Origin of the sequence: Actinomadura logoneensis (assembly GCF_003428695.1) — a bacterium.
GTDB lineage: Bacteria > Actinomycetota > Actinomycetes > Streptosporangiales > Streptosporangiaceae > Spirillospora > Spirillospora logoneensis.
This window is the reverse complement of sequence record NZ_QURH01000457.1, coordinates 1-1,036: the sequence shown is the minus strand read 5'-3', so window position 1 is coordinate 1,036 and position 1,036 is coordinate 1. Positions and strand designations below refer to the sequence as shown.

Sequence of the window (1,036 nt, the reverse complement as noted above, 5' to 3'; positions counted from 1 at the left end):
GGCGGCGAGCGCGCCGCCCGCCGCGCCGAACGCGCCGAGCGGGACGCCGGGACCCCGATGACCGTCGTCGTCCGGACCGGCGTCCGCGTCGTCGCGCCGCTGCTGTTCGCGGCCGGCTGCTACCTGGTCGCCTGGGGGTACGCGCCCGGCGGCGGGTTCCCGGCCGGGGCCGTCCTCGCCGGGATCGTCCTGATGGTCTACGCCGCCTACGGCACCCGGCCGTTCGGCAGCCCGCCGCTGGAGACCGCCGAGCTGGCCGGGGCGCTGGCGATCATCCTGATCCTGGTGCTCGGGCTGGCGGTCAAGGGCACGGTCGGCGCCGACTGGATCCCGCACGCCGAGCAGGAGACGCCCGCGTCGGGCGGGATCGTCCAGCCGTTCTCGGTCGCGGAGTTCGTCGAGGTCGGCACCGGCATCCTGCTGGCCGTGCAGGCGCTGCTCACCGCCCGGCACGACTGGACCCCGGACGAGCCGTCCGACAAGGAGCCGTCCGGAGCCGGGCCGTCCGGAGCCGGGCCGTCCGGAGGGAAGGGGGAGCGGTCGTGATCGCCGTGAACTACCTGGCGGCGGCGGCGCTGTTCTGCGTCGGCCTGCACACCGTGCTGACCCGGCGGAACCTCGTCCGGATCGTCATGGGCCTGTCGCTCATGGAGTCCTCCACCTACCTGCTGATGATCTCGCTCGCCTACCGGGCGAAGTCCACCGCGCCCGTGCTGCTGGACCCGCCGCACGGCGGACGTCCCGAGCAGCTCGCGCACGGGAACGTCGCCGACCCGGTGCTGCAGAACTTCTGCCTCACCGCCATCGTCATCGGGGTCGCCGTCACCGCGGTCTTCCTGTCGGTCGTCGTCCGCGTCGCGCAGCACTACCGGACGCTGGACGCCGACCGGGTCCGGGCGCTGCGCGGATGAGCACGGCCGCGCTCCTGCCGCTCACGGTCGTCCTGCCGCTGTCGGCCGCCGCGCTCGCGCCGCTGCTGGCCCGCCTGGACCGGCGGCTCCCGCTGCTCGCCGGGCTCGCCGCCCTGGCCGGTGCG

General features: G+C 75.5%; 2 protein-coding genes. Both read left to right on the top strand.

The window, feature by feature from the left end; all coding sequences use genetic code 11:
• Positions 1–546: MnhB domain-containing protein (locus DZF91_RS23295; RefSeq protein ID WP_199486825.1), on the top strand; the 546-nt coding region annotated here is incomplete at its 5' end.
• Positions 543–911, top strand: coding sequence for a sodium:proton antiporter (locus DZF91_RS23290; RefSeq protein WP_117359499.1), 369 nt, complete (start codon positions 543–545; stop codon positions 909–911). The genes DZF91_RS23295 and DZF91_RS23290, both read left to right, overlap by 4 nt.
• Positions 912–1,036: the final 125 nt, after the last annotated feature.